This is a genomic window from Bradyrhizobium sp., assembly GCF_004799445.1.
Classification (GTDB): domain Bacteria; phylum Pseudomonadota; class Alphaproteobacteria; order Rhizobiales; family Xanthobacteraceae; genus Bradyrhizobium.
In genome coordinates, this window is the sequence record NZ_SSNA01000177.1 from 1 (window position 1) to 5,386 (window position 5,386).

The following is a 5,386-nucleotide window of genomic DNA, read 5'->3' on the forward strand; positions in this document are numbered from 1 at the left end:
GGTGCCCCGCCGAACAGCTAACGATCTCCGAAAAGAGCGATACGCCGAGCGCACCAACGCTCAAGCCATTCATCGCACCTAATTGATCCGCATCAATGCGCTTGGCGATTTGGGCAGGGCTGTTCAACACTCTATAGTGAGTCCATGAAGCAACAGGGGCAAAAGATCTGAGGCACAACGAGGAGCGAAGGATTCCTTGGGTGGAAAAGTTCTGAATCTATGTGAGGCAACCGAATCATTCGGAGGTTGCCTTGAAGTCATTCGAACGTTTCCTGTCGCACCTCGCGACAATCCCCGATCCACGGCGCGCCGAAGGCAAACTCTATCAGCTGCCGCACGTCCTGTTGTTTTCCATTTTGGCGATCGTGAGCGGCGCGCGACATCATCTCAGCCTATTTCGCACCTTCATCAAGGTCCATCGGCGAAAGCTGAACAAGGCTTTCAAGATAAGCTGGAAAAGGTCGCCCGCGCATACGGCCATCCGGTATATTGTGCAGGGGCTGACGGCGGCAGATGTTGAAATAGCCTTTCGCGAACACGCGGCCCACCTGAACGTTGACGCGGCGGGTCCCGGCGCGCGAGTTATCGCGTTTGATGGCAAGGCGCTCAAAGGGAGTTTCGATAGCTTCAACGACGCCAAGGCAAAACAGGTGCTCAGCGCGTTCGCCGTCGACACGGCGTTGGTGCTGGCGCATATCGACATCGACGAAAAATCCAACGAAATCCCGGCCGTGCAGAAACTGTTGGAAGAACTCGACATGGCGGGCCATATCATCACGTGCGATGCGATGCATTGTCAAAAAAACCTTCGGCGCACGTGACGCGAAATAACGAACTCTTATTGGCGTATCCGGCAGCCGCCGCGATGAGCCCCCTGCTGGCTGCGATGGTGGTGGTGGCATGAACGCCACCACGATCTGGACTGTGATCGCCATCCTGACCATCGCGCTGCTGTTTGCCACGGCGCTGCTGGCGTGAGTAAATCAATCCAACCCTTCGACGATGGCGACACCCTCGTCTGCTACGGCAACGCCAAGCCCAGCGACAAGCACCTTGCTTCCAAGGTGATTTGCGTCGATGATGAAATCATCGGAGCGACGAAAGGCAATAACCCATGTGGGATACAGCCGAAGTCAAACTGCTCACCAAACTCTGGGCCAAGGGCCATAGTGCCGGACAATGCGGCAAGCGGCTGCATTACTCGCGCAGTGCGGTCTGTGGCAAGCTGCAACGATTGGGATTAAAGCGCGGACACCGGCCACCAACCGCCAAACCCATCATCACGTCGGTGCCGAGGTCCCCGGTACCCGTAGAACCGGTCAGGGCCGAACGGATGCCGACCCCGGCCAAGCCGGTGCCGCTGACCAAGAAACAGATGTACGAGATGCTGGCGCAGGCAGTGCGGAATACGGGCTGAACTAATTTGCGTAGGCTGGAGTGCTGTGAGCGACGCAGGCGCTTGGCCCTTGAAAAGAAAAAGCCGCCAGAAGGCGGCTTCTCAATTCAAAACTGATGGGGCCGAATGTCCGCTTCCGGGGGTAGAGCGGAAGACATATACTCCGGGCGAGTATTTCCGAGTTTGACCCCGAGCGGACATTGGCTCTCCGCCGCCTCTCTTCCCGGGGGCGCGTAAAAGCGGCTAGAGTGGCGCCCCGCTCCTTTGGAGGCGGCGCTTTCCCGGCGAAGGCTCGCGACCCAGTTAATCGGACGCCAGGCATGATGAATTGGATAGACAATTGTGACGCCGAATAACGCCGCCGCAGCCGATCCGCAGCAGATTATTGCAGACCTTGAGCGCAAGCTCGCCGAGTCCGTCGCGCAGCAGGCCGCGACCTCCGAGATCCTGCGCGTCATCAGTCAGTCTCCGGCCGACACGCAGCCGGTGTTCGAAGCCATCGTCCTGACCGCCGTGCGGCTACTCCGCTGCGATCTGGTATTCTTCTTGCGTTGCCACGGCGCTACCTTCTCGCAGGCTGCTCTGGTGGGATCGGAAGGATCGCGCATGGTTGTCGATCTTACGCCTGTGCCGATCGACCCCGACACCAATTTCCCGTCCCGCGCCATCGTCAGCAAGAAAAACCTGCATTTGCCGGATTGGTCGACGATCGATCTACCCGAACACGAGCGCCACATCCGCGAGAAGTACGGCATCAACTCGTCGCTGTTCTTGCCACTGCTGCGCGCGGGAGAATGCGTTGGTCTGCTCGCGCTGGCCAGAAAACGACCCAACATGTTCGGTAAAAAGGAAATCGCGCTGGCCGAATCCTTCCGTGACCAGGCCCTGATCGCGATCGAAAACACACGGCTGTTCAACGAAACTAGGGAAGCGCTGGAGCAGCAGAAAGCTTCTGCTGATATCCTGAGCGTGATAAGCAATTCGGTCGCGGACCCCAAGCCGGTATTCGACAAGATCTTGCGCAGCATCGAACATCTGTTCGGCGGACAAGAGCGTTTCATATTTCAGGTGGGCGAAGATGGGCTGCTGCATATCGCCGCTGCGCATGGCCCCAATGTCGAGCGGGTGCGCGCGCTGTTCCCGATTCCGGTGGAAGGAACTGCAAGTGAGTTAGCAATCCGCGAGCGTCGTCTGGTGAGGTACGCGGACGTATTAAACGACCCCGGCGTACCTTCCGGCCTTCGCGAGACCGCTCGCCGTTTCGGACAGAACTATTCGATGGTCGTCGCGCCCATGCTCTGGGAAAACCGCGCCATTGGTTCAGTCTTCGTAGGGCGCACTTCCATGGAGGCGTTCAGCGACAAGGAATGCGGCCTGCTGCGCACTTTCGCCGATCAGGCCGTCATCGCGATTCAGAATGCCCGCATGTTCGAACAGGTCGAGGCGAAGACCCGCGAATTGTCGCAATCCCTCGACGATCTGCGCGCCGCCCAAGATCGGCTGGTACAAACCGAAAAATTGGCCTCGCTCGGCCAGCTCACTGCCGGCATCGCGCATGAGATCAAGAACCCGCTCAATTTCGTCAACAATTTCTCAGCACTATCGGCCGAACTGATCGACGAACTGGACGAGACTCTGGCTCCAGCGCCACTCGATCAGAAGATGCGCGGAGACGTCGGCGAACTGACCCAAATGTTGAAGTCCAACCTCGAAAAGGTGGTGCAGCACGGTAAGCGCGCCGACTCCATCGTTAAGAACATGCTGCTGCACTCGCGCGAAGGTTCGGGTGAACACCGATCCGCCGATATCAACGCCCTGGTCGAGGAAAGTCTCAATCTCGCTTATCACGGCGCGCGGGTCGAGAAGCCCGGCTTCAATGTCATGCTGAAGCGCGGCCTCGACCCCGATGCGGGGACAGTTGAATTGTACCCGCAGGAAATCACGCGGGCTCTGCTCAACCTGATCTCCAACGGCTTCTACGCCACTACCCAGCGCAAGTCGGTCGAGGGAGAAACCTTTGAACCCGTCCTGATCGCTGCCACGAAGAATCTCGGCAAGACCGTCGAAATACGGATTCGCGACAACGGTACCGGAATCCCCTCAGACGTAAGGGAAAAGATGTTCAACCCATTCTTCACGACCAAGCCCGCGGGCGAAGGTACCGGGCTTGGCCTGTCGATGAGCCACGATATCATCGTCAAACAACATGGCGGCAGCATCGATGTCGAGACGGAGCTCGGGCTTTTCACCGAGTTCAAGATCGTATTGCCTCGGACCAGCCAAAGGTAATCCGACCCAGTCATTTCACCCGATAACCAGCGCCAATTTACTGCGGTGCATGAGTCTGTTCATGGCACAAACCGGCGGTCAGAGGTCGGGCAGAGCATGTCCGCTCTGCCCAGTATTTCAGACATCAACTTGTTCCGCTATTGCCAAGGGCGTCATCGACCTCAATGCCGAGATACCGGACCGTGCTTTCGATCTTGGTGTGCCCGAGCAGAAGCTGGACGGCCCTGAGATTGCCAGTCCGCCGGTAGATGAGGGTTGCTTTTGTGCGTCGCAGTGAATGCGTCCCGAACAGCCTTGGGTCCAGTCCAACGCTGCCGATCCACTCGGAGACGAGCCGGGCATATTGGCGGGTAGTCATATTGCGGGCAGGACCGCGACTGCCGGTGAACAAGAACTCGCCGGGCCGTTTGCCGGTGGCCTTTAGGTAGTCATCGACCGCCTGGCGGGTCTGCTCGCTCAGTTCAAATCTGACGGGTCGCCCGGTTTTCTTTTGCCGGACGGTTGCGCGATCCGCGGTGTAGCCGCCGGCAGCGACATCCTCGACCCGGATGGCGACGACATCACAGCCACGAAGCTTGCTGTCGATTGCCAGATTGAACATGGCCAGGTCGCGAGTGCGGCCTTCGATCTGGAGTTTTGTCCGGATCGACCAGACGTGCTTGGGTCGCAGGGGCGGCTTTGCCCCGGTCAGCTTTCCCTTGTTCCACGGCACTCGCTTGGGCGCGTGGGTCGCATACACTTGATCCATGGCCATACTCCTCGGCTCGGTTACTGAGGCGAGAAGCATGTGCTGCCGGATTAGGCATTGGAATCAGGTCGGTTGTCGGGCCAAAGCGGACTTCGCGTCCAGCCCAGCGGCAAACGACCTGTAGCGTTTGACCCAACAGCGACATTCTTGAGATGCAGCCTGGCGCCGAGCTTCCGGACTTCGGCACTAGCGAAGAGGGCCGACCATCGCTCGCTCACCGCTGTCCCCCTCGCGGGTAATACAGTTCGGAGTGAAACCCTTCCTAAGCGACCAGCTTTTCAACTTTGGCGAACTCGCTCAATTTTAACCATGTCCGTAGATCTGCCTCGAGCCGTTTGTCGCCAGTAAGGGCTATTCGACCTTCTTTCTTGGCGCGGGCAATATCGGTGTAGCCCATCCAAATCTCGGTCATGGTCCGCAGGTCGGTCGACAAGTAAAGGTCGATGTCAAACCCCGGATCGACCGCGCATAAGTCGACGTCCTTGTCCGGCTCTACGATCAGCCACCAGTTTCGCTGCGCCTTCTGAAGATCGCCGAAGATGAACTGGATCGTGGTGCGGCGACGTGGCATCGGGGCGGGATTTATATTGCGCCGGATGTCCCACATCAGCAGATTGGGATCAAGATTCTTCAACGTTGCTTCGGTTGTAACCCACCTTTGTCCCCAGACGCCGACGGCCTCGATAATCGGCCGCAGATCCTTTCCTGCCTCGGTCAGTCGGTACTCAAACACGTCCGGCTCATCAGGCATAGCCGTACGCGTCACGATTCCAGCCGCCTCGAGGTCTTTGAGGCGCTTCGAGAGAAGGGCGGGCGACATCCGCGGCACGCCGCGCCTTAGCTCATTGAACCGGGTCGACCCGACAACAAGCTCGCGCAGAAGCACTAGGGTCCAACGGGAACAGAGGATCTCCGCTGCCATCGCAACGGGACAGAACTGATTGTAGCTACTG

General features: G+C 58.5%; 5 protein-coding genes. 3 read left to right on the forward strand and 2 right to left on the reverse strand.

The window, feature by feature from the left end:
• Positions 1 to 251 precede the first annotated feature (251 nt).
• From E8A46_RS23080 to E8A46_RS23090, 3 genes are all read left to right on the forward strand, one after another.
• A complete protein-coding gene (locus E8A46_RS23080; protein WP_291566208.1) occupies positions 252 to 821 on the forward strand; it encodes an ISAs1 family transposase in 570 nt (189 codons plus the stop codon).
• Between the two features lie 293 nt (positions 822 to 1,114).
• Positions 1,115 to 1,417, forward strand: coding sequence for a GcrA family cell cycle regulator (locus tag E8A46_RS23085; protein WP_291566210.1), 303 nt, complete (start codon positions 1,115 to 1,117; stop codon positions 1,415 to 1,417).
• Between the two features lie 321 nt (positions 1,418 to 1,738).
• Positions 1,739 to 3,685, forward strand: coding sequence for a GAF domain-containing protein (locus E8A46_RS23090; protein WP_291566212.1), 1,947 nt, complete (start codon positions 1,739 to 1,741; stop codon positions 3,683 to 3,685).
• 124 nt (positions 3,686 to 3,809) lie between these two features.
• On the opposite strand, the gene E8A46_RS23095 is transcribed toward E8A46_RS23090, so the two are convergent.
• Entirely contained in the window at positions 3,810 to 4,472 is a 663-nt protein-coding gene (locus tag E8A46_RS23095; RefSeq protein WP_291566214.1) for a tyrosine-type recombinase/integrase, read from the reverse strand.
• 223 nt (positions 4,473 to 4,695) lie between these two features.
• On the reverse strand, positions 4,696 to 5,386 hold a 691-nt coding region (locus E8A46_RS23100; RefSeq protein ID WP_291566215.1), incomplete at its 5' end, for a helix-turn-helix domain-containing protein.

Coding starts and splice junctions, on each gene's coding strand:
- E8A46_RS23085 (WP_291566210.1), top strand. CDS start 1,115: ATGTGGGATACAGCCGAAGTCAAACTGCTCACCAAACTCTGGGCCAAG.
- E8A46_RS23095 (WP_291566214.1), bottom strand. CDS start 4,472: ATGCTTCTCGCCTCAGTAACCGAGCCGAGGAGTATGGCCATGGATCAA.